The organism is Microtetraspora sp. NBRC 13810 (assembly GCF_030268685.1).
Classification (GTDB): Bacteria; Actinomycetota; Actinomycetes; order Streptosporangiales; family Streptosporangiaceae; genus BSRQ01.
The window spans coordinates 26,377-48,780 of sequence record NZ_BSRQ01000036.1 but is presented as its reverse complement, the minus strand read 5'-3'; the positions used below and the strand labels follow the sequence as shown (position 1 = coordinate 48,780).

The 22,404-nt window shown below is 74.0% G+C and carries 20 protein-coding genes and 1 pseudogene; 15 read left to right on the top strand and 6 right to left on the bottom strand.

The features are described 5' to 3' along the window. The coding region (locus QSK26_RS40345) for a Clp protease N-terminal domain-containing protein (protein WP_285780655.1) at window positions 1–359 on the bottom strand (359 nt) is incomplete at its 3' end. Window position 360: 1 nt separating this feature from the next. Continuing rightward, window positions 361–1,470 carry a hypothetical protein gene (locus QSK26_RS40340; protein ID WP_285780654.1) on the bottom strand — a complete coding sequence of 370 codons (1,110 nt, stop codon included), beginning with the start codon at window positions 1,468–1,470 and terminating at the stop codon, window positions 361–363. A 598-nt stretch (window positions 1,471–2,068) separates the two neighbouring features. Between QSK26_RS40340 and QSK26_RS40335 the strand changes: the two genes are divergently transcribed. From QSK26_RS40335 to QSK26_RS40310, 6 genes and pseudogenes are all read left to right on the top strand, one after another. Then, complete coding sequence (locus QSK26_RS40335) at window positions 2,069–2,869, top strand: sensor histidine kinase (RefSeq protein ID WP_285780653.1); 801 nt, start codon at window positions 2,069–2,071, stop codon at window positions 2,867–2,869. A 523-nt stretch (window positions 2,870–3,392) separates the two neighbouring features. Further along, window positions 3,393–6,050 carry a class III lanthionine synthetase LanKC gene (gene lanKC, locus QSK26_RS40330; RefSeq protein WP_285780652.1) on the top strand — a complete coding sequence of 886 codons (2,658 nt, stop codon included), beginning with the start codon at window positions 3,393–3,395 and terminating at the stop codon, window positions 6,048–6,050. Next, on the top strand, window positions 5,986–6,147 hold the full coding sequence (locus tag QSK26_RS40325; RefSeq protein WP_352244487.1) for a SapB/AmfS family lanthipeptide: 162 nt from the start codon (window positions 5,986–5,988) through the stop codon (window positions 6,145–6,147). Before lanKC ends, QSK26_RS40325 begins: the two co-directional genes overlap by 65 nt. A gap of 33 nt (window positions 6,148–6,180) precedes the next feature. Continuing rightward, a complete protein-coding gene (locus QSK26_RS40320) occupies window positions 6,181–6,321 on the top strand; it encodes a SapB/AmfS family lanthipeptide (protein ID WP_285780650.1) in 141 nt (46 codons plus the stop codon). Between the two features lie 133 nt (window positions 6,322–6,454). After that, complete coding sequence (locus QSK26_RS40315) at window positions 6,455–8,149, top strand: ATP-binding cassette domain-containing protein (protein WP_285780649.1); 1,695 nt, start codon at window positions 6,455–6,457, stop codon at window positions 8,147–8,149. A gap of 8 nt (window positions 8,150–8,157) precedes the next feature. Then, window positions 8,158–9,627 (top strand): annotated as a pseudogene (locus QSK26_RS40310) (ATP-binding cassette domain-containing protein); the annotation flags it as partial. Window positions 9,628–9,864: 237 nt separating this feature from the next. Here the strand turns inward: QSK26_RS40310 and QSK26_RS40305 are convergent. After that, window positions 9,865–10,521 carry a response regulator transcription factor gene (locus QSK26_RS40305; protein ID WP_285780648.1) on the bottom strand — a complete coding sequence of 219 codons (657 nt, stop codon included), beginning with the start codon at window positions 10,519–10,521 and terminating at the stop codon, window positions 9,865–9,867. A gap of 312 nt (window positions 10,522–10,833) precedes the next feature. Here QSK26_RS40305 and QSK26_RS40300 point away from each other — a divergent pair, with 312 nt between their 5' ends. The 4 genes from QSK26_RS40300 (at window position 10,834) to QSK26_RS40285 (ending at window position 15,843) form a co-directional block, all read left to right on the top strand. Next, window positions 10,834–11,529 (top strand): SDR family NAD(P)-dependent oxidoreductase, encoded by a 696-nt coding sequence (locus QSK26_RS40300; RefSeq protein ID WP_285780647.1) that lies wholly within the window; start codon window positions 10,834–10,836, stop codon window positions 11,527–11,529. 776 nt (window positions 11,530–12,305) lie between these two features. After that, window positions 12,306–14,093 carry a discoidin domain-containing protein gene (locus tag QSK26_RS40295; protein ID WP_285780646.1) on the top strand — a complete coding sequence of 596 codons (1,788 nt, stop codon included), beginning with the start codon at window positions 12,306–12,308 and terminating at the stop codon, window positions 14,091–14,093. Between the two features lie 84 nt (window positions 14,094–14,177). Then, window positions 14,178–15,089: a DUF1996 domain-containing protein gene (locus QSK26_RS40290; protein WP_285780645.1), complete on the top strand. Its 912-nt coding sequence runs from the start codon at window positions 14,178–14,180 to the stop codon at window positions 15,087–15,089. A gap of 112 nt (window positions 15,090–15,201) precedes the next feature. Then, window positions 15,202–15,843, top strand: coding sequence for a DUF305 domain-containing protein (locus tag QSK26_RS40285; protein WP_285780644.1), 642 nt, complete (start codon window positions 15,202–15,204; stop codon window positions 15,841–15,843). A gap of 10 nt (window positions 15,844–15,853) precedes the next feature. On the opposite strand, the gene QSK26_RS40280 is transcribed toward QSK26_RS40285, so the two are convergent. Continuing rightward, window positions 15,854–16,354: a 2-thiouracil desulfurase family protein gene (locus tag QSK26_RS40280; RefSeq protein WP_285780643.1), complete on the bottom strand. Its 501-nt coding sequence runs from the start codon at window positions 16,352–16,354 to the stop codon at window positions 15,854–15,856. Between the two features lie 81 nt (window positions 16,355–16,435). Beyond that, window positions 16,436–16,915 (bottom strand): MMPL family transporter, encoded by a 480-nt coding sequence (locus QSK26_RS40275; RefSeq protein WP_285780642.1) that lies wholly within the window; start codon window positions 16,913–16,915, stop codon window positions 16,436–16,438. 283 nt (window positions 16,916–17,198) lie between these two features. Here QSK26_RS40275 and QSK26_RS40270 point away from each other — a divergent pair, with 283 nt between their 5' ends. From QSK26_RS40270 to QSK26_RS40250, 5 genes are all read left to right on the top strand, one after another. Beyond that, window positions 17,199–17,561: a hypothetical protein gene (locus QSK26_RS40270; RefSeq protein ID WP_285780641.1), complete on the top strand. Its 363-nt coding sequence runs from the start codon at window positions 17,199–17,201 to the stop codon at window positions 17,559–17,561. Next, entirely contained in the window at window positions 17,558–18,040 is a 483-nt protein-coding gene (locus QSK26_RS40265; RefSeq protein WP_502888804.1) for a hypothetical protein, read from the top strand. The genes QSK26_RS40270 and QSK26_RS40265 overlap by 4 nt, the downstream gene beginning before the upstream one ends. A gap of 84 nt (window positions 18,041–18,124) precedes the next feature. Beyond that, window positions 18,125–18,913 (top strand): SRPBCC family protein, encoded by a 789-nt coding sequence (locus QSK26_RS40260; protein ID WP_285780640.1) that lies wholly within the window; start codon window positions 18,125–18,127, stop codon window positions 18,911–18,913. Between the two features lie 372 nt (window positions 18,914–19,285). Continuing rightward, window positions 19,286–20,506, top strand: coding sequence for a CynX/NimT family MFS transporter (locus QSK26_RS40255; RefSeq protein WP_285780639.1), 1,221 nt, complete (start codon window positions 19,286–19,288; stop codon window positions 20,504–20,506). A gap of 6 nt (window positions 20,507–20,512) precedes the next feature. Beyond that, window positions 20,513–21,367, top strand: a complete 855-nt coding sequence (locus QSK26_RS40250; protein ID WP_285780638.1) for an alanyl-tRNA editing protein — start codon at window positions 20,513–20,515, stop codon at window positions 21,365–21,367. Window positions 21,368–21,379: 12 nt separating this feature from the next. Here the strand turns inward: QSK26_RS40250 and QSK26_RS40245 are convergent, their stop codons facing one another. Beyond that, window positions 21,380–22,390 (bottom strand): zinc-dependent alcohol dehydrogenase, encoded by a 1,011-nt coding sequence (locus QSK26_RS40245; RefSeq protein ID WP_285780637.1) that lies wholly within the window; start codon window positions 22,388–22,390, stop codon window positions 21,380–21,382. Between the last annotated feature and the right edge of the window lie 14 nt (window positions 22,391–22,404).

Here is a 22,404-nt window from a genome sequence, read left to right as displayed (position 1 = left end):
GCCACACCCTCGCCCTCACGGATGAGACCAAGAAGGATGTGCTCGGTCCCGATGTAGTTGTGACCCAGCTGCAAAGCCTCACGGAGCGACAGCTCAAGGACCTTCTTGGCCCGCGGGGTGAACGGAACGTGCCCCGACGGCGCCGCCCGCCCCCGGCCGGTGAGCTCCTCGACCTCCCGCCGCACCGCGGCCAGGTCCACGCCCGGCCCCAGCACCGCCTGGGCGGCGACGCCCTCGCCCTCGCCGACGAGCCCGAGCAGGAAGTGCTCGGTGCCGATCCGGTCGTGGCCGAGCAGCCGGGCCTCCTCCTGGGCCAGGACGACGACCCGCCGCGCGCGGTCGGTGAACCTTTCGAACATGTCATGCCTCCTGCGGGACCGGCGTGCGGGCGAGGACGAGAAGGCCGGCCGGATCGGCGACGATCTCCACCGGCGCCCGGTCGGGGTGCACCTCGTACGCGCGCGGCGGCCCGCCGTGCTGCCAGACCGCGCCGAGGGCCGTCTCGTCGCGGGCCCAGCGGGCCCCGGTGATCGTGCCGGTGACGCCGGCGTACGGCCCGGCGTTGATGCGCACGCGGGTGCCGGGGGCGTGGCCGTCGTCCGCCACGACCAGCAGGGCGTCGAGGATCTGCCGTGCGCCCCGCAGCGGGAGCGTCGCCCGCCGCAGCGGGTCGTGCAGGGTCAGCGCCCGGCTCAGCCGTTCGGCCTCGTCGCGGGTGCGCCAGTGCGGGTGGGCCCGGCCCGCGGCGAGCGCGGCGCCGGCCCGCCGCCACAGGTGCTCCCCCTCGTCGAGGAGCATCCGGGCCGCGCGGTCCAGCACGGCGCAGGCGGTGTCCACCGCGGTCTCCTCGCCCAGCTCGGCCGTCCAGGCGAGATCGCCCGCCGAGGGCACCAGCGCGGGCGTCTCGACGGCGACCATGGCGTACAGCAGGGCCAGCACGTCCTGCCGGCCCTCGCCGTCGTACAGCGGGCCGGTGCCTTCGTACAGTGGGCCGCTGCCTTCGTGCGGCGGGCCGGTGCCCTCGTGCGGCGGCGGGGAGCCGGGCTCGTCGTGCAGGGGTGGGAAGCGTTCGGCCAGGTGCCAGGCCCGTCCGCGGGGGAGGTCCGCGGCGAGGCGCGCGTCGCGGACGCGCTGGGCGAAGGGGCGGCGCTCGCGCAGGTCGAGCAGCAGCCGCCGGTGCGCGTCGCCGGTCGCGGGGTAGACGGTCCGCCCCCGGCAGGCCGGGGTCCCGGCGCCCTCGGCGGGCGGGGAGTCGAGGAGACGGGCCGCGAGCGTGTAGGGGACGCCGGTCAGCGCCATCCTGGCCCTGATGGCCCGCTTACGGGCTCGCCCGGCCACCGCTCCGCGCCCCTGCCGCTCGCCGGGGTGGTGGTTCCGGTCGCCCGTCACGGGGGTGTGGTCGCCGGGTGGACGGTCGTCGTCGGCGATCTGGGGTCGGTCGTCGCGGGTCTGGGGTCGGTCGTCGGTCACAACGCCCTCCGGGAGGCCCCACGCGTCCTGCCGATCGGGCGGCATGAGCACGCCGCGCACCGCTGCCGGTCGCACTGAGTCGGGGACTCTTGGCCGTCGCGTGCGGGCCGGCGTGGGCGGCCGCACTGGGCGCGGGCGGGTGCTCCGCCTGTCCCACACTCTAAGGTCGCCTTCCGGCATCCGGCCGGAATTCAGCCAATAGCCGAACGAAGCCGTACGGCGGTGGTGGCCGCCGCGGGATCCCGGCGTCCGCCGGTCGCCGGGTCTCCGTCTCGCTCCATCCGTCTCGTGAACCGGGTCTCCGTCCGTCTTGCTCCGTCCCTCTCGTGAAAGGGCAGGTCGGTGCTGAAAAGGGAGGGTTCGCGGGTATGAGAAGAACCGTTTAACGTGACATTTTGTCTACTGTATGGTGGTTCGGGGGTGCGGAATTCGTGTGACCGATGGGACTCAATGGGTGTCGAAATGGTTGCGGGTTTATGGCGCTTTAGCGGTTCACAACGCGCCTTTGTGGAATGACGGTGGTCATTGTAAGGTGCTTCCGGAGTCTCACAGCGGCGGTGAACTGGTGCGTCCGAGAGTTTTCGGTGTGGCGTTCGGCATGTCTGTGGCATTGGGGGGCGCCTCGTTGTCGTCCGCCGTCCTCCTGGCCCGCCGGTTGCGGCGGCTGCGCACGGAGAGTGAGCGGCAGGCCGAGGCGGTCCGGGCGGGGGCGCGGGAGTCCTTCGGGCGGGACGTGCACGATCTGGTCGGGCACTGGCTGTGGTTCGCCTCGGTCAAGGGCGAGCTGGCCCATCGGCTGGCCGAGGGGCATCCCGGGCTCCAGGAGGAGCTGTCCGAGATGATCGCCGCCGTCCAGCACGCCAAGGCCGACATCCGCCGGCTGGCGCACGGCGGCGTCCCGATCTCCCTGCCCGCCGAGGTGGGCCGCGCCCGCAGACTGCTGCGCGCGTCCGGCGTGCGCTGCCTGGTCGGCGACGTCCCCACCACGCTGACGCCCGACGTCAGCGCGCTGCTGGGCACGGTCCTGCGCGAAGGCGTGGTCAACGTGCTGCGGCACAGCAAGCCCGACGTCTGCCTGATCGGCGCCAGCGACCGCGGCGGCAGGGTGCGGCTGGACATCGCCAACAACGGCGCCGGCAGGCGCCCGCGCGCAGGGGAGGACGACGGCGCGAGCGCCGGGGGAGACGCCGGTGCGGGTGAGGGCGTGGCGGCGCCGGCCGGGGGATGGCTGCACGGCACCGGCCTGCGCAGTCTCCGGTTGCGTACGGCGGCGCTGGGCGGCCGGCTGGACGTCGCCGACGAGGAGGGCTGGTTCCGCCTCACCGCCGAACTCCCCGCCCGCCCCCACCCCCGCACCCCCCGCCCCCGCCACCCCACCCGCCGCTGCCCCCCTTCCTGACCACCACCCCACCGCCGATTCCCACCTCCCCGACCCGGCGGCATCCCTTTCCTGACCCCGTTGCCGTGACGTGCCCGCAGCCCGCCCCCATCGGCGATCCCTCTGTCCGACCCGGCCCCCGCCCGGCGGCGTCCCCTCCCTAACCCCGTTGCCGCGACGTGCCTGCGGCCCGGGTCCGTGGTTGTGGAGCTGTGAGGCGGGTCATTCTGGTCACGGTGGGTGGAGCGTCATGGGTGCCGAAATGAACGGCATATCCGTAACCGTGCGCTGCCGTACCGGCTCCCGGGCGTGCGACCCGTCCCCTCTCCACCGCTTGCCGGTTTTATGCTCGATGTGCCTAATGCCCTGTGGTGCCGGATTCCTCCGATGAAGGAAACGCTTCCATGTGCGGTGAAGGCGAAACCTTTTTCACGACCCGTTATTACCGGTGAGTAATTCACAGGCGTTCGTTGGTGTTCGTCACTAGGCGGGGGTGCTCGTCATCCGGAATTCTCTGAGCCATGCGCGGCAGGAGGAAAATCCGGTGATTACCCGATATGAGATCTACTGTCTCGCCGACGCGCTCTTCTATGACACGTTGGAGGCGCGGAGGGCGGAGCACCCCGACTTCCCCATCGCGGCCCGTGACGTGCCGGCCGGGTGGGAGCACCGGGCCACCGACACCTGGCTGCACTACGCCCCGGCGGGGCTGGTGCTGCCGGCGCAGGGATGGAAGATCCACGTGTCCGCCAGGGCGCAGGACGCGGAGCGGGCCGTCGCGGCGGTGTGGGACTACTGCGTCCCGCGCGGCATCGCCTTCAAGTTCCTGCGCGGTCCCCGGGTCCTGATGATGACCAACTCCAAGTACGCCGAGCGCGGCGCCAGCGGCAAGCTCGTCACGATCTACCCGCTGGACGAGACGCAGCTCGAACTCGTGCTCAAGGAGCTGAACGAGATCCTCGACGGGATCGAGGGCCCCTACATCCTCAGCGACCTGCGTTACGGCAGGGGACCGCTGTTCACCCGGTACGGCGGCTTCGCCGAACGGCACTGCGTGACCGGCGAGGGCGCGCGGGTGCTCGCGATCGAGGACCCGGAAGGACGGCTCGTGCCGGACGTGCGGGGGCCCGGGTTCTCCCCGCCGGACTGGGTGCCGACGCCGGCCTTCCTCGCGCCGCACGTCGCCGCCCGCTCGGCGGTCGGCGTCGAGGGCCTGCCGTACCGGATCGACGGCGCGTTGCACTTCTCCAACGGCGGCGGCGTCTACCGCGGGACCGACCTGCGCACCGGGCGCGAGGTGGTGCTCAAGGAGGCCAGGCCACACGCCGGGCTCGACGCCGCCGGGCGGGACGCCGTCTCCAGGCTGCGGCACGAGGCGGCCATCCTGCGGCGGCTGGACGGGCTGGACGCGGCCCCCGCGATCGTCGACACGTTCGCGCTCGGCGAGCACGAGTTCCTCGTCGAGGAGTTCGTCCGCGGCACCACCCTGAACCAGCTCGCCGTGCACCGCCACCCGCTCACCGACGCCGGCCGCGACCCGGCGGCCCTGAGCGACTACGCGGGCTGGGTGCTCGCCATGGTCGGCCGGGTCGAGCGGGCCGTGGCCGCGCTGCACTCCCGCGGTGTGGTGTTCGGCGACCTGCACCCGTTCAACATCCTGGTGGACGAGGACGACGACGACCGGGTCGTACTGATCGACTTCGAGGTCGCCAGTCTCGCGGGGAGCCGCGAACGGCCGACCCTGGCCCACCCGGGATTCCGGCCGCCCGCCGACCGGCTGGGCCTCGCGGCGGACCGGTACGCGCTGGCCTGCCTGCGGCTCGGCCTCTTCGCGCCGATGTCCACCGTGATGATCCCGCTGGACGCCGGCAAGGCGGTGGGATTGGCGAGCCTGATCGCCGAGACGTTCCCGGTGCCGCGCCCGTGGCTGGACGAGGCCGTGCGCACGATCGCGGGCGCCGGGTCCGCGCCCGCCGTACGCCCTGAGCCGCCGCAACCCGGCAGGGCCACCTGGCCCGAGGTGCGTGACGCGCTGAACCGGGCGCTGGTGGCGAGCGCCACCCCCGGGCGCGCGGACCGGCTCTTCCCCGGCGACCCGGCGCAGTTCACCCCCGGCGGCGGGCTCGCCCTGGCGTACGGCGCGGCGGGCGTGCTCTACGCGCAGCACGTCACCGGCGCGGGCACCCTGCCCGAGCACGAGGAGTGGCTGCGCCGGCGCGCGCTCGACCCAGCGGACGGCACCGGGATCGGCTTCTACGACGGCATGCACGGCGTCGCCTACACGCTCGACCTGCTCGGCCACCGCCAGGACGCGCTCGACGTGCTGGAGAGATGCCTGCGCGAGCGCTGGGAACTGCTCGACGCGAGCCTCTACTCCGGGCTGGCCGGCACCGGCCTGAACCTGCTGCACCTCGGCCGCGTCACCGGCGACCCGCTGCTGCGCGGCCTCGCCCTGCGCACCGTGGACATGCTGGCCGAACGGCTCGCCGCCGCCTCCCGCGACCTCCCGCCGGACACCGGCGAGCCGCTGGTCAGCGGCAGCGGCTCGCCGTACGCGGGGCTGATGCGCGGCTGGTCGGGGCCGGCGCTGCTCTTCCTGCGCGCCTACGAGGCGACCGGGGACCCCTCGGCGCTGGACGCCGCCGCGGTCGCGCTCCGGCACGACCTGCGCCGGTGCACCCGGCGCGACGACGGCCAGCTCCAGGTACGGCAGAGCTTGCGCACCAACCCGTACCTCGACGAGGGCTCGACGGGCATCGGCCTCGTCCTCGCCCGCTACCTCGCGCACCGCGACGACGAGACGTTCGCCGCGGCGCTGCGCGACATCCGCCCGGTGACGACCCTGCGGTACTACGCCCAGCCCGGCCTGTTCAACGGCCGGAGCGGGATGATCGCGGCGCGGGCGATGGGACTGGACGGGGGCGCGGCCGAACTCGCGGAGCAGACGTCGCTGCTCCGCTGGCACACCCTGGCGTACCGGGACGGGCTGGCCTTCCCCGGCAACCAGCTCCTGCGCCTGTCGATGGACCTCGCCACCGGAACCGCCGGAGTGCTGTACGCCCTTGGCGCGGCGTCGCACGACCGGCCCCTCTACCTGCCGTTCCTGGAGCCGCACGCGCTGAGGCCCGGGACCGGACATGTCAGCAAGGGAGGTGAAAAGTTCAATGGCCCTTCTCGACCTTCAGAGCCTCGAGGCTCCTGACGGCGGTCACGGCGGCGGTCACGGTGGTGGCAGCTCGCTCAGCCTCCTCGCCTGCACGCCCCATGAGAACAGCAGTCTCAGCCTGCTCTGCGGCTGATTTGTGAACGTTTCTTCGAAAGAGGTGGACGGCATGGCCCTTCTCGACCTGCAGAACATGGAGATCCCCGGCGGCGGTCACGGCGGTGGCGGTGGCCACGGCGGCGGCAGCTCGCTCAGCCTCCTCGCCTGCACGCCGCACGAGAACAGCAGTCTCAGCCTGCTCTGCGGCTGACCTCCCATGACGGCAGGCTCCGGGCGACCCGTCAGTCGCCCGGAGCCTTCCGGCCTTTCCAGCCCGAAACGCCCGAGGGCCCGGCCGCAACGTCAGCGTCCCGGCCCTGTCCCGGCCCGCCGTTCAGGAGGGAATGTTGCGCGACTCCGACCGCCTGATCGTCACCGTGGTACGGCACAGCGGCGCCTGGCCGGCCGTACTCGCGGTCGCCCTGCTCGGCGGGGCGGTCGCCGAGCTGCTGCTGCCCGCCGCGATCGGCGCCGCGGTGGACGGCCTCGTCGCCGGCGGCGACCCCGTCCGGTGGATCCTCCCGTGCGCCGCCCTGCTGGCCGTACTCGCCGGGTGCGACACGCTGGGCGTGCTCGCCGGCGGCGCGAGCGGGGCACGGGCCGCGCGGTGGCTGCGGCGGCGCGCCGTCCGCGCGGTGCTCGGCGCGGGACCGGGCGCGGGCTTCACCGCCGGGGACGTCGCCACCCGGACCGGGATCAACGCCGACGAGACCGCCCGCGCTCCGGAGTCGCTGGTCACAGCCGTCGCGCTGCTCGTCCCCGCCGCCGGCAGCCTGGTCGCGCTGCTGCTCATCGACCCCTGGCTGGCGCTCACCCTGGCCGCCGGGCTCGTCGTCATCGCCGTGGTGCTGCGCGCCTTCGTCCGGCGCACCACCGCCGTCGCGGCCGGTTACCAGCAGGCGCAGAGCGACATCGCGGCCCGCCTGCTTGACGCGCTGACCGGGGCCCGCACGATCGCGGCGGCGGGCACCGCGACGCCGGAACGCGACCGGGTGCTCGCCCCGCTGCCCCGGCTGCGCCGCCACGGGATGGACCTGTGGCGGGCCAACGCGCGGGCCGGCGTGCAGGCCGCCCTCGTGCTGCCGCTCCTGGAGGTGTGCGTACTCGCCGTGGGCGGGATGCGGCTCGCGGCGGGACGGCTCACCGCGGGAGAACTCTTCGCCGCCGCCGGGTACGCCGTGCTCGGCGCGGGCCTCGGCGCCGCGCTGGGCCGGCTCAACGTGCTCGCCCGCGCCCGCGCCGCCGCCGGCCGGATGCGCGAACTGCTCTCGACGGCGCAGATCCCGCACGGCACGGACGCCCTGCCCGCAGGACCCGGCCGGCTGGCCTTCCACGGGGTCTCCGCCGCCGGGGCGCTGCACGACGTCGACCTCGTCGTCCCCGGCGGCTCGGCCCTGGCCGTGGTCGGCCGCTCCGGCAGCGGCAAGTCGCTCCTCGCGGCGCTGGCCGGACGCCTCGCCGACCCCGCCCGCGGCCACGTCTCCCTGGACGGCGTCCCGCTGCCCCGCCTCTCCCGCCCCGCCCTGCGGGCCGCCGTCTCCTACGCCTTCGCCCGCCCGTCCCTGTTCGGCGCCACCCTGTCCGAGGCGATCGCCTTCGGCGTCGCGCCGCAGCCGGACGGCGCCGTCGAGGAGGCGGCGCGGGCCGCGGCGGCGGACGCGTTCATCCGGCGGCTGCCGCACGGGTACGACACGCCGCCCGGCCGGGCGCCGATGTCGGGCGGGGAGGCGCAGCGGGTCGGCCTCGCGCGGGCCTTCGCGCAGGCCCGCGCCGGGGCCCGGCTGCTCGTCCTCGACGACGCCACCTCCAGCCTCGACACCGCGACCGAGCACCAGGTCGGCACGGCGCTCACCGAGGAGTTCCGCGGCTGCACCAGGCTCGTCGTCGCGCACCGGGCGGCCACCGCGGCCGCGGCCGACCGGGTCCTCTGGCTGGAACGCGGCCGGATCCGCGGCCTCGGCCCGCACCGCGACCTGTGGCGCGACCCCGCCTACCGCGCCGTCTTCCAGACCGCGACAGGACGAGAGGAGGACCGGTGACCTCCCGTATGGCGGTGGGGGGCGGGTTGACGCCACGGGTGCTGGTGGTGCGGGCGTTGTGGCGGCGGCCCCGGCTGGTGGGGCGGCTGCTGGGGTGGTCGGTGGTGGAGGCGGCGCCGGGGTTCGCGGCCGGGCACGCGGTGGCGCGGGCGGTCGACGACGGGTTCGCCGCCGGGGACGTGGGCGCCGGGCTGGGATGGCTGGCGTTGCTGGGCGGGCTGTGGGCGCTCGCCGGGGTGGGGGCGCGGCAGAGCCTGCTGACGATCGGGGCGGTCGTGGAGCCGTTCAGGGACGCCCTGGCGCGGTACGTCGTGGCGGGCGCGCTGCACCGCGCGGGGAGCGGGGGAGCGGAGGGGGACGGGGCGGTGGGGCGGCTCAACCATCAGGTGGAGCTGGCCAGGGACTCCCTGGCGGCGGTGATCAGCGTCGTGAGGTCGTTCCTGTTCGCGCTGGTCAGCGTGGTGCTGGGGCTGCTCACCCTGGTCCCGGAGGTGCTGGGGCCGGTGCTGGTGCCGTACGTGGCGGGGCTCGTGCTGTTCGCGTTGTCGCTGCCCGCGCTGGCCCGGCGGCAACGCGAGCTGATCCTCGCCGACGAGCGCACCGCGGCGACGGTGTCCGGTATCGCCGCCGGGCTGCGCGACATCGTGGCCTGCGGCGCGGAGGACCGCGCGGCGGCGCTGGCCGAGCGGGACGTCGCCCGGCAGGCCGCGGCGGCTCTCGGGCTGGCCAGGCTCACCGCCGCGCGTACGGCGCTGCTGGCCGTGGCCGGCGGCCTTCCCGTGCTGTGCGTCCTGTGGGCCACCCCCTGGCTGGTGGCCTCCGGCGCGACCGCCGGGATCCTGCTCGGCGCGCTCACCTACGTCGCCAAATCGCTGGTGCCCGCGTTCGGCGCGCTCGTGCACGGCGTCGGCGTCAGCGGCGTACGGCTGCGCGTGTCCCTCGCCCGCATCCTGGCCACCAGTGGCACGCCGGAGCCCGGCCCGCGGCCGGTCGCCCCGCGCGGGGTCGCGGTGGAGCTGCGGCGGGCGGTGTTCGCCTACGGTCCCGGCGCGCACCCGGTGATCGACGGCCTGGACCTGCGGATACCGGAGGGCGACCACCTGGCCGTGGTCGGGCCGAGCGGCATCGGGAAGTCCACCCTCGCCGGGCTCGTCGCCGGGCTGCTGCCCCCGGACGCGGGGGAGGCGCTGGTCGGCGGTGTGCCGGCGACGCTGGCCGAGCGCGGCGCGCGGGTGCTGATCCCGCAGGAGGCGTACGTCTTCCGCGGCTCGCTGGCGGCCAACCTCGCCTACTACACGACGTCCGCGCCCGGCCCGCGCCGGATGGCGGAGGCGGTGGCGGCCGTCGGGGCGGCGGACCTGGTGCGACGGCTGGGCGGGTACCACGCCGACGTGGACCCCACGGTCCTGTCGGCGGGGGAACGGCAGCTCGTCGCGCTGGTCCGGGCCTACCTGTCGCCGGCCAGGCTGGTGATCCTGGACGAGGCGACCTGCCACCTGGACCCGGCCGCGGAGGCGCGCGCGGAGGCGGCGTTCGCCGCGAGGGGCGGGACGCTGGTCGTCATCGCCCACCGGATCTCCTCGGCCCGGCGCGCCCGGCGGATCCTGGTCATGGACGGCACCCGCGTCCGGTCCGGCACCCACGAGACCCTGGTCGCCGACTCCCCGCTCTACGCGGCCCTCACCGGCCACTGGACCGGCGCGGAACCGCCCGGTTCACCATCTGGCCCGGCCGCGGAGGACGCCCACGGTGTGCCCGTCCTCCTGCCACAGCCAGCCCGACTCGCGGGCGATCCTGATCGCCTCGATCCGGGTGCGCGCGCCCATCTTGGTGAGCACCCGTGACAGGTAGTTGCGCACGGTGCCGGACGACAGGCACAGCCGCTGCGCGATCTCGGCGACGGTCGCGCCCTCCGCGGCCACCCGCAGAACCTCCAGCTCACGCTCGGTCAGCGGGTTGCTCGCCGTGCCGAGCGCGGCGACGGCCAGCTCCGGGTCGATGACGAGCTCGCCGCGCATCACCCGGCGGATGCACTGGGCGAGGTGGCCGGCCGGGGCGTCCTTGACCACGAAGCCGCGGACGTCGGCGTCCAGCGCCCGGCGCAGCGCCGAAGGGGTGCCGAGCCCGGTGAGGATCACCGTCTTGCAGGACGGCAGCCGCCGCTTGAGCTCGGTGGCCGCGGTCAGCCCGTCCATGCCGGGCAGGGCGATGTCGAGGACGGCCACGTCGGGCCGGTGGACACAGGCGGACGCCACGATCTCGTCGCCGCGGGCCACCTGGTCGACCACCTCGATCCCCGGCTCGCTCGTCAGCAGCGCCACCAGCGCGCCCCGGATGAGGTGCATGTCCTCGGCGATCAGAACATGTATCAAGGTGGGATTCTCCCCTGTCGCATGCTCTTGGGCACGTGGAACCGGCGATTCCGTTATACAGGCTGCCCGGATTGCTGTTACTGATTCCACAATTTATGCCTACAAAGCAATGTAGTAAACCATGACAACGGTGAATAAATCACTCTTGGGCCCCTCTGGTTGCCGGGCGCCGGACCGGAATACACCAGGTCGAGGCGCGATTCTGTGCGGCGATGGATCGTCGCGATCTGTCCTCATCCGGACACGGAGCGGGGCCGGGGGTGCGGGTTCCGGTGTCCGGGGGCGCGAGCGGGATGCCGCAAGATGGTCGGCATGGAGAAGATTGAGGTGGCCGGCCGTACGGCGCTGGTGACGGGGGCGAACCGGGGGATCGGGCGGGCGGTCTGCGCGCGGCTGCACGAGCTGGGCTGCCGGGTCGTCGTGGCCGCGCGGGACGAGGCGGAGGCCCGCGAGGTCGCGGCCGAGCTGGGCGGAGACGCGCTGGGTGTCGCGCTGGACGTGACCGGCCAGGAGTCGGTGGACCGGGTCCGCGAGCGGATCGGGCACGCCGACATCGTCGTGAACAACGCCGGCGTCTTGCAGGACCGCGACGAGAAGGCGTCCACGATGGCGCCCGACCTGGTCGACCGGCACGTCGCGGTGAACGTCACGGGGGCGCTGCGGGTCGCCCAGGCGTTCCTGCCGGGCATGGTCGAGCGGGGCTGGGGCCGGGTGGTCATGGTCTCCTCCGGGGCGGGCGCGTTCAGCACCGGCCTGTTGCCCTGGGCGCCCGCCTACTCCGTCTCCAAGGCCGCGCTCAACGCCGTGACCCTCCTGCTCGCCGGTGAGACGCGCGACGCCGGAGTGCTGGTCAACGCCGTCTCACCGGGCGCCGTCCGCACCCGGATGCTGCCCACCGGCACGCGTACGCCCGAGGAGGCCGCGGTGGACGTCGCCGCCCTCGCCACCCTGCCCGACGACGGCCCCACCGGGACGTTCTTCAGGCAGGGCAAGCCGGCTCCCTGGTGACCGGGACGATTCACAGGTCCGCCCACATCCCGAAGAATCGCACTTTATCTGGATAAATCGGTAAGGGTCATTTTGGGGGCGGGCCGCTATTTCTGCGTTCTTGACATCAAGGGGGATCTGAGCGGCCGGAAACAGGGACACCGATCTCCGCCGGCGCCGCGGGTCCTTTGATGGGGTTCTGTCGCCGATGGAGTAAATGTCGCCCGAATCCGGCCCCTTTACCGGCGCGCGCCCGGCCCCCGGCGCATTCGTACGGCAGGCACCGGACCCCGCGCCTCGCATCGGCATCCCACCAGGTGCAGGGCGGCTCCCGGACGGGGGTCGCCCCGCATGGCGTACGGGAACGTTCCCGGTGGCCGGGCAGGAACGTTCCCGGCGGCCGGAGGCGAGCCGGTCCGCCCATCCTGGCAGGAGAGCCCCCGTCTGACGCGGAGGGGCGCCGTGGCGTCGACCGGCCTGACGATCTCCGGGGAGCGCTCCCCTGAAGCTTTCCTCCGCCGGGTCACGCCCCTGGCGCATGGTGCTGATCGAACTTCGGGTTAAGGTCGGCCCGAAATCAGAGAGCGCTCTCTCAGGTCCTGTGGTGTTTCACCAGTTGAAGCCGGAACCCGTCGAATCAGAGAGCGCTCTCTCTCTGGCGTCTTCCGTTACGAGAATGGGTTCACCGTGTTTCGGGTGCGTGAATCGAGGCTTGACAACGGCTTGACAGCGGGAGGACGCTCCGAGCGAGGGAGCGCTCTCTCGACACCCCCCGCCATTCCCGAGGAGATGCCCACATGAGCTCGTCCCGCAGCCCAGGCCGCCGACGCCTGGGGCCCCTCATCGCGGCGGTCGCAGGGCTGATCACGTCGTTGTTCGTGATCGTGCCTCCGGCCGCCGCCGACACCCTGCTGTCCCAGGGCAAGACCGCCACCGCCTCGTCGTCCGAGGCGACCGTCTTCCCCGCCTCCGCCGCGGTCGACGGCGACGAGGGCACCCGCTGGTCCAGCGGCTTCAGCGACCCGCAGTGGATCCAGGTCGACCTCGGCGCCACCGCCAGCGTCACCCAGGTCGTCCTGAACTGGGAGGCCGCCTACGCCCGCGCCTTCCAGGTCCAGGTGTCCGGCGACGGCACCACGTGGACCACGATCCACCAGACCACCACCGGCACCGGCGGTGAGCAGACGCTGAACGTGACCGGCTCGGGCCGCTACGTCCGCGTCCACGGCACGCAGCGCGCCACGCCGTACGGCTACTCGCTGTGGGAGTTCCAGGTCTTCGGCACCACCGGCGGCGGGCCCGGCCCCGACCCCGACCCTGACCCCGACCCTGACCCCGACCCTGACCCTGACCCAGACCCGGGCGCCGCCCGCCTGCTCTCCTACAACAAGCCCGGTGTGGCCTCCACCTCGCAGAGCGACGCGAACTGCTGGGAGTGCACCCCCGCCAGGGCGTTCGACCGTGACCCGGCGAGCCGCTGGGCGACCTCCTCGACCACCGGCTGGGTGGACCCGGGCTGGATCTACGTCGACCTGGGCGCCGTCGCGCAGATCACCCAGGTCGTCCTCCAGTGGGACCCGGCCTACGCCAGGGCCTTCCAGATCCAGGTGTCCAACGACGCCGCGAACTGGACCCCGATCTACACCACCACGACCGGCACCGGCTTCAAGCAGACGCTGAACGTCACCGGCTCCGGCCGCTACGTCCGGATGTACGGCACCCAGCGGGCCAGCGCCTACGGCTACTCGCTGTGGGAGTTCCAGGTCTACGGCACGGGCGGCGCCCCGACCACGCCGCCGCCGCTGCCGCCCGACCCGGCGGACCCGCCGCGGCTCGTGTGGAGTGACGAGTTCAACGGCGCCGCCGGCACCAAGCCCGACGCCGCCAAGTGGACCGCGGACCCCGGCACCGGCCCGAACAACGAGCTGGAGTACTACACCAACCACAACAACGCCGCGATGGACGGCACCGGCAACCTCGTCCTGGAGGCGCGCAAGGAGGTCACCCCCGGTTCGGCCTGCCCGCGCGACCCGCTCACCGGCAGCGGCACCTGCCAGTACACCTCGGCCAGGATGAACACCGGCGGCAAGTTCCACTTCACCTACGGCCGGGTCGAGGCCCGGGTCAAGGTGCCCAAGGGGAACGGGCTGTGGCCGGCGTTCTGGATGATGGGCGCCGACTTCCTCACCGGGCGGCCGTGGCCGTACAACGGGGAGATCGACATTCTCGAGGTGCTCGGCAAGGACACCAAGACGTCCTACTCGACGGTCCACGCGCCCGCCTACAACGGCGGCGGCGGGATCGGCTCGCCCTACACGCTGCCCGGCGGCGCCGACTTCGCCGACGACTTCCACGTCTGGGCGGCCAACTGGAACAGCCGCGGCATCACCTACACCCTGGACGGGCGGACCGTCTTCACCCTGGACAAGGCGCAGGTGGAGGCCACCCGCGGACCGTGGGTCTTCGACCACCCGTTCTACATCATCCTCAACCTGGCGGTCGGCGGTGACTGGCCCGGCCCGACGGACGCGACCACGCCGTTCCCGTCCAGGATGCTCGTCGACTACGTGCGCGTCTACCAGTGATCCCCGTGTAAGTGAGTGTCCAGCCTCCGGTACGGCAACGCCGCGCCGTGCCGGAGGTCCCATCCCCCCACCAGGAGACCCATCATGGATGGACCGCCCAGCACCTCCCTACCCCCGAGAAGCCGCCGGGCCCGCATCATCGGGCTCATCGGCGCAGCGCTGACCCTGCTGGCCGCCAGCCTCGTGACCGCGGGCGGGCAGGCCACCGCCGCGCAGGCGAAGGCCGCCGCCCCCCCGATCGTGCGGGTGGCGGAGTTCCTCGCGGAGTGCCCGTTCAGTCACCGGCTGCCGGACGACCCGATCATCTTCCCCGGGCTGCCCGGCGCCTCGCACATGCACAGCTTCTTCGGCAGCACCGTCACCAACGCGCACACCGACGTCGACGACCTCGTCGGCTCGCGCAGCACGTGCTCCCCGAGCAGCGACGTCTCCTCGTACTGGGTGCCCACCCTGTACGACGGCGACCGGGCGGTCGAGCCGACCGGCACGACGTTCTACTACCTGGGTGAGGGCGTGCGCGACGACATCATCGCCCGCACCCAGCCGCTGCCGTTCGGACTGCGGATCGTGGCGGGCAACGCCCGCGCGACCGGGCCGAGCGAGAGCATCGCCCGCTGGTCCTGCCTGCACGCCGGGCACGTGGGCGCGTCGAAGGACTTCGTGAACTGCCCGTCCGGCACGATGCTGGAGTCCTACCTCGACTTCCCGCAGTGCTGGAACGGCAGGGACCTCGACTCCCCGGACCACAAGAGTCACATGGCCTACCCGGTCGCGGGTGCCTGCCCGTCCACCCACCCGGTCCCGGTGCCCAAGCTGCGCCAGGTGCTGCGGTACCCGGTGAGCGGCGACCCCTCGCGGTTCCGGCTGGCCTCCGGGCCGGGGTACACGATGCACGGCGACTTCTTCAACGCCTGGCCGGTGGCGGAGATGGAGCGCCGGGTGCGTGACTGCATCCGCCCGGTCATCAAGTGCGGTGCCGACGGCCGTCCCTCCTGACCGGGCCGGTCCGCTCCGTACGGCGGGCCCGGTTCGCCGGGCCCGCCCCCACCCCGTGGCGGGCCCGGTGTGCCGGGCCCGCCATTCCACCGCGACCCCGCAAGGAGCAGAGATGAGAACGGTCGCCGTGGCGGCACTGGCCGCCGGACTGCTCGCGACGGGCTGCGCCGCGACCGGTACGGCGGCGCCCGCCGTACCCGGCCCGGCGCCCGCGACGACCCTGCCCGCAACGGGCCTGCCCGCGACGACCCTGCCCGCGACAACCACGCCCGCGACGACCGCGCCCGCGCGGGTGGCGGGCGGCTTCAACCCCACCGACCGGGCGTGGATGCAACTGGTCATCCCGATGATCGAGCAGACCCTGCGGATGCTCGAATCGGCCCGGGACCGGGCGGCGGACCCGGAGGTCAGGCGGCTGGCCGCGGACATCGGCCAGGGCCACCGCGCCGAACTGGACCGCCTCTACGCGCTGCGCACCCGGGCCGGGATCCCCACGACGAACGTGCACCAGGGGCACGACATGCCCGGCATGCCCACCCCGGGGGAGCTCGCGACGCTCGGCCGGGCCAGCGGCGCGGCGTTCCACCGGCTCTTCACGGCCGGCCTGCGCGAACACCTCGAACAGTCCATCGTGATCGCGCGCGGCGAACGCGAGTCCGGCGAGGACGGCGCCACCCGCGCCCTCGCCGCCGACATCGAGAAGGCCCGCCGCGCCCAGCTCGACCGGCTCGACCGGCTCGCCCCGGCCACCTGAGCGGCGGCGATCAGGCCGGATGCTCCAGGCCGGCCAGGTGGCGGGCCGCGTCGCCGATCCGGCTCTCGTCGAAGACGCGGACGCCGTGCAGTTCGAGCAGCGCGGTGGTGACGCCCTGGCCGGGGAGCCTGCGCCCGCGGAAGCCGCCGTCGTAGACGGTCAGCGAGCCGCAGGACGGGCTGCCCTCCTTGAGGATGGCGATCCGCACGCCGAAGGACCGGGCCACGTCGAGCGCGGCCTGCGCGCCGGTCAGGAAGGCGGCGGTGACGTCGGCGCCCTGCGCGGTCAGCACCCGCGCGGCCCCGGCCAGCACGGCGGCCCCGCCGGCGCCGCCCTCGATCTCGGCGGGAGGCCGCGGAACGGGCAGCCCGCACTCGACCTCGGGGCAGAAGGGCACCAGCCGGCCTTCCGCCCGCCAACCGGCCAGCAGCGCGTCGTCACTGCGCTTCGCGCCCCCGTCATAGCGGACCTCACGCCCCATCAGGCAGGCGCTGACCAGAATCCTCTCCACCCTCCCCATCGTATGCAGCCCCGGTGAGACGGCTCCCGGACCGGCGGCGACCGGGACGACATCTCCTCCTCCCGATCCCGGTCACGCCCGCGAGCGGCGCAGGAAGGCGGGGGACCACCAGGCGGCCCGGCCCAGAAGGGCGAGGACGGCGGGCAGCAGGACGGCGCGGACGACGGTCGCGTCCACCACCACGGCGATCGCCAGGCCCACCCCGATCATCAGCATGAGCACCATGTCGGCGGTGAGGAAACCCGCGACCACCACCGTCATCAGCAGCGCCGCGTTGGTGATGACGGGCCCGGTCCGTTGCAGCCCGAGCGCCACGGCCTCCACCGGGTCGCCGCCGCGCCGCCACTCCTCGCGCACCCTGGCCAGCAGGAACACCTCGTAGTCCATCGCCAGCCCGAGCGCGATCCCGACCACGACGCCGGCGTGGACACCCTGCGCGGCATCGCCGTCCTGCGCCTCACCCAGGAGGGCCTGGCCAACGCGGCCAAGCACGCCGGGCCCGCCGCGAGGGTGCGGCTCGGGGTCCGGGTGGACGAGGAGGGCGCCGTCCACCTGGAGATCACCGACGACGGTCCCGCCCCGGCCCCCGCTCCCGGCGGATGGGGCCGCGGATGCTGTGCGAGTCGGCGCCGGACATGCACGTGGCCGGGGACGCCGCCGGCGGGGCCGACGCGGTGCCGGGCCGCCGGGCGGGATGGAAGCGGTCGTCGGACGGCGGGTGGGGTGGGACGTTAGGTGGTCGTTCGGGTGGGGTGGGCGTGGCGGGGAGGGCGGGGGTGGGGGGCGGTAACCTACTGGCCATGTCTGGGACGTGCCCCTTTCTCGTGAGCGTGCCGTGAACGGCGGGGTCGCGGCCGGTGTCATCGCCGGGGCGCTGGTGCTCGCCCTGGTGAGTCTGATCGTCGCGTTCCGGAACCGGGCGATGGGGATGGTCCTGCTCATCGGGTTCGCCGTGCTCGAGGTGGCGGTGCTGGTCCAGGCGGGGCTCGCGGTGGCCGCCGCCGTGGCCGGCGAAGGGCCGTCGGACCAGGTCACCCTGTACGGGTACCTCGTGGGCACGGCGATCATCCCGCCCGCGGGCGTGGTCCTGGCGCTCGCCGAGCGGAGCAGGTGGGGCTCGGCGATCCTGGCGGTGGCCGGGTTCGCGATCGCGGTGATGACCGGCAGGCTGCTGCAGATCTGGCAGGGCGTCGTATGAGCCGCGACGAGAACACCGGCCCGAGCCCCCGTACGACCGGCCGCACGGGCACCGACGGCCGCGACCCGGGCCCGGATGCGAGCCCCGGCGGGGGCGTGGAGCGGGGTGGGATCGGGAGTGGGCCCGGGCGGGCGCTGGTGGCGGTGTACGGGTTGTTCGCGCTGGCGGCGGGGGCGCGGGCGGCGGTGCAGATCGCGACCCGGTTCCAGGAGGCGCCGATCGCCTACACGCTGTCCGCGTTCGCGGCGGCCGTCTACATCCTGCTCACCGTGGCGCTGGCGCGCGGCGCCCGCCGTACCGCCCTGTGGGCCGCGGGGATCGAGCTGGCCGGGGTGCTCCTCATCGGCACGGCGGACCTGATCGACCCGGCGGCCTTCCCCGACGAGACGGTGTGGTCCGGGTACGGCCGGGGTTACGGGTTCATCCCGCTGGTGCTGCCCCTTGTGGGGCTCTACTGGCTGCTGCGCAAACGCCGCTGAGGGGCCGCCGGCCGGGTTTCCGGCCGCCTCGCTCGGGCAGTGCAGGAACTCACATCCGCACAACCGAGCCAGGGAGGAGACCCTGTGAGCACCATAGAGCACGCAGTCGACCTGCGCGTGCCGGTCAGGACCGCCTACAACCAGTGGACTCAGTTCGAGAGCTTCCCCGAGTTTATGGACGGCGTGGAGTCGGTCAAGCAGTTGAACGACACCCGGACCGCCTGGATCACGGAGATCGCCGGGGTGCGCAGGGAGTTCGAGGCCGAGATCACCGAGCAGCATCCCGACGAGCGGATCGCCTGGCGCACGCTGGACCGCCCGCACCAGGCGGGCGTCGTCACCTTCCACCGGCTCGACGAGGGTACCTGCCGGGTCATGCTCCAGATGGAGTTCGACCCCGAGGGCTTCGTGGAGACCGCGGCCGACTGGCTGCAGATCGTCCGGATGCGGGTGCGCGGCGACCTTGAGCGGTTCAAGCGTTTCATCGAGTCGCAGCGCACCGAGACGGGCGCCTGGCGCGGCGAGGTGCCCGCCCCGCACCAGCACGACGGCACCGCGTCCGGCACCGGAACCGGGACCGCGACCGGCACCGGAACCGCCGTCGGGACCGCCATTCCGGACCCGGACTTCGGGCCGGGGCCGCTGCACCGGCCCGGAGGCGTCCAGCCGGCGCCCGGCCCGGACCGCGGCGAGCCCGGCGGCGTGGACCCCGCCCCGGGGCCCGGCCTCGGTCGTGAGCCGATGCCGCCGTCGCCGGTCAGCCCGGAGTATCCGCCGTCGTCCCCGCTGGCCCCGCCCGGCCCCGGCCCGGTGCCGCCGGCCGGCCGCCGCCCGGGCGAGGAGCCCCCGGCGGACCCGCGCCCCGGCATCTGACCCGCCGTCCCGGACCGCGCCCCGGTTCCAGAACACCGGTCCGGAACGCGGCCGGTCCGGAGGAACACCTGCCGGTCCGTAGCGTGGCCGGTCCGGAGCGCGGCCAGTCCGGAACACCTGCCGGTTAGGTGTGCGGCCGGTCCGGAACGCGGCCGGGACACCGGCCGACCGGCTCTTCTTCGTCACCGCCGAGTGTGATCACGGCCCCCGCGCCCGGCGGTGAGCGTGGCCACGGGCCCGCCTGTATGGCGGGCTCGTGGCCGTTTGCCGTCCAGCGTCTGACAGGAACGAAACACGAAAACACTCCTGTTACTCTTGTCGCTAAACATCCTATGAGTGGATAAAACGACAAGAAGGAGTCCGGAACCCGCGATGGTGGTACTCGCACAGGGGAAGAGCCGCACGGGAACGCTCACCTGGTTGCTCGTTCTCGGCATCGTGCTCGCCGCGCTCAACCTGCGGACCGGGGTCACCAGCATCGGACCCGTCCTCGACCAGATCACCGCCGCCCTCGGGCTGAACGGCTTCACCACCGGCCTGCTCACCACGCTGCCCGTCCTGTGCTTCGCCACCTTCGGCGCGCTGACCCCGGCCGCCGCGCGCCGGATCGGCGAGCACCGGCTGCTGCTCCTGTCGCTGGTCGTCCTGTGCGCCGGGCTGGTGATCCGGGTGACCGTCGACTCCGCCGTGGTCTTCCTCGTCACCAGCGTGGTCGCGCTGGCCGGTGGCGCGGTGGGCAACGTGCTCATCCCCACCCTGGTCAAGCGGCACTTCCCGGCCCGCACCGGCGTGATGACCACCGTCTACACCACCGCGCTCGCCACCGGCACGATGCTGGCCGCCGCGGCCACCGTCCCGATCGAGCAGGTCTCCGGCGGTGACTGGCACCTGGCGCTCGGCGTGTGGGGCGCGCTGGCCGCGGTCGCCGCGCTCCCCTGGCTGGTCCTGCTGCGCAGCGAACCGGCCAGGGACACCGGCCGGGGCGACATGGGGCCGCGGTTGCTCGTGCGCAGCCGCCTCGCCTGGTCCATGGCGGCGTACTTCGGCACGCAGTCCATGGTCGCCTACATCATGTTCGGCTGGCTCGCCCAGATGCTGCTCGACCGGGGGTACACCGCCGGGGGCGCGGGCCTGGTGCTGGCCGTCTTCACCGGGCTCGGCATCCCGGTCTCGCTGGTCGTGCCCTCCATCGCCGGCCGGTTCGCCGACCAGCGGCCCGCCGTGGTCGTCTTCGTCGCCTTCTATGTCGTGGGCCTGACCGGGCTCTGGCTGGCGCCCGGCGGCACCGCGTGGATCTGGGCGATGTTCGTCGGCGTCGGCATGGGATCCTTCCCGCTGGCGCTGACCATGCTCGCGCTGCGCACCCGGGGCGCGGAGGCCACCGCGGCGCTGTCGGCCTTCGGGCAGAGCGTCGGCTATCTCATGGCGGGCGCGGGCCCGCTGCTCATCGGCGTCCTCTACGCCGCCACCGGCGGCTGGACCGCGCCCTTCGTCCTGCTGTTCGCCATCGTCGTCGCCCAGCTCGGCTTCGGCTGGTACGTCGGCGCCGACCGTTATCTGGAGGACGAGCCCGTTTCCCGTACGGCAGGATAGGCGGACATGAGCATCGGAAAGTCGACGGCGGTCACCTATCCCGCCGGAGAGGTCACCGGCCGGTCCGCGATCGTCGCCACCGTGCCCGCGCCCGGCGGAACCGGTGTCGTCGTCGCCGAGACCCCCTTCCACCCGCTGGACCACACCTGGCCCGACCAGCCCGCGGACTCCGGCACGCTGGCCGGCCTGCCGGTCGCCGACTGCGTCACCGGCGCGGTGGCCGACGGCGGCGACGAGGTGTTCCTGGGCGCGGACATCCCGGTGCGCAGAGGCACGCCCGGCTGGCACTGGCTGGTCGTGCACGTCGTCCCCGGCTCGCCCGGTCAGGTGGGGGACGAGGTGGAGCTGGTGGTGGACGCCGCCGGCCGGCGCGCCCTGTCCGCCGGTCACACCGCCTGCCATCTCACGGCCCTGGCGCTCAACGCCGCCCTGGCCGGCCGCTGGCGCAAGGAGGCGCCCGCCGACGGCCTGGGGCACCCCGACTTCGACCAGACCGCGATCACGTCGTCCCGGATCCTCCCCGGCGGCAGTGTGGACGTCTACCGGCTCGGCAAGTCGCTGCGCAAGAAGGGGTTCGTGACCGAGGACCTCGCCGGGGAACTGCCGGAACTCGCCGGGCGGGTCAACGACCGGCTGGCCGGGTGGATCTCCGGCGACGCGCCGGTACGGCTGGGCGTGCCCGGCCCCGAGCTGACCGCCCGGCGCACCTGGCACTGCGCCCTGCCCGAGGGCGAGGCCGTCATCCCGTGCGGCGGCACCCACCTGCGCCGCACCTCCGAGCTGTCCGCGGTCACCGCCGCCTTCGAGCTGTCCGAGGACGGCACGCAGCTCACCATGCGCACCACCACCGCGGGCGTCTGAGGCCCCCGCGCCTCACGGCCGCAGCAGGATCTTGCCGGTCGCGGGCTCGGCGAGCAGTTCCAGCGCCCGGGAGAACTCGGTGAGCCCCAGCTCGTGCGTGACCAGCGGCCGCAACGCCAGCAGCCCGGCGTTGAAGGCCCGTACGGCGTGCGCCCACGCCCGCGACGACGCCCCGAACACGCCGGACACCGTGAGCTGCCCGCCCACGACGGCCAGCGGGGAGATCCCGGCGGGCTCCGTGCCGGGGATCCCGGTCAGCACGACCCGCCCGCCGCGCCGCGCCAGCCGTACGGCGTCGGCGGCGCTGGACGGCACGCCGGCGGTCTCGATGACCGCGTCGAACCGGGCACTGTCGACCCCGGCGCTGTAGGACGCGGGCGGGACCAGTGCGGTCGCGCCCGAGTCGGTGGCGAGGCTCGCCCGGGACGGGCGGGGGTCGAAGGCGACCAGCTCGGCGGGGGAGAGGGCGGCGAGCAGTTGGACGGTGAGGACGCCGAGGGTGCCCGCGCCGACCACGGCCACCCGTTCACCGGGCAGCACACCGGCGCGCAGCACGGCCGCGGCGGCCACCGCGGCGGGTTCCAGCAGGGCGGCGGCGGCCAGGTCGGCGCCGGGGGACAGGCGGTGCAGCAGCCGGGCGGGCAGCAGCAGATGCTCGGCGAAGGCGCCGGGACGGGTGAAACCGGTCTCGTCGTAGCCCGCCGAGCACAGGTTCGTGTCCCCGTCGCGGCAGCGGTCGCACACCTGACAGTTGCGGAACCCCTCCCCGGTGACCGGCGCGCCGGCCAGCCCCGGATCGACTCCCTCGCCGACGGCGGCGACCGTCCCGGACCACTCGTGGCCGGGCACGATCGGATAGCTGCGGAAGGGTTCCGGCCGGGTCCCGTCGTACAGTTCCCTGTCGCTGCCGCAGATGCCGGACGCGGCGACCCGGACCAGCGCCTCGCCGGGCCCGGGCGCGGGCGGCTCGGCCTCGGTCACGAGGTACCGCCCCGGCGCTCTGAGGAGCAGCGATCGGCTCACGGTCTCCCTCCCGG